Raw genomic sequence first — 228 nt, 5'->3', positions numbered from 1 at the left:
TCGGCGATGCATCGTTTCACTTCTGAGTTCGGGATGGGATCAGGTGGTTCCAATGCTCTATGGTCGTCAAGAAATTCTGTGACCAGCCCGTTACAGCGGTAACGTGCCAGCAAAATTGGTGACTTCTACTAAAACAAAACCCCTACCTGCATATGCAGATAGGGGTTTCGGAATTTAATCTTGACGATGACCTACTCTCACATGGGGAAACCCCACACTACCATCGGC

General features: G+C 48.7%; 1 rRNA gene. It reads right to left on the bottom strand.

The features are described 5' to 3' along the window. Positions 1-71: ribosomal RNA gene (gene rrf, locus ACCC96_RS30460) — 5S ribosomal RNA — on the bottom strand; the annotation flags it as partial. Positions 72-228: the final 157 nt, after the last annotated feature.

Source organism: Pseudomonas sp. Pseusp11, from assembly GCF_047304405.1.
Taxonomy (GTDB): domain Bacteria; phylum Pseudomonadota; class Gammaproteobacteria; order Pseudomonadales; family Pseudomonadaceae; genus Aquipseudomonas.
Note: the sequence above shows the minus strand (reverse complement) of the source record. Positions and strands in the feature narration are given on the sequence as shown.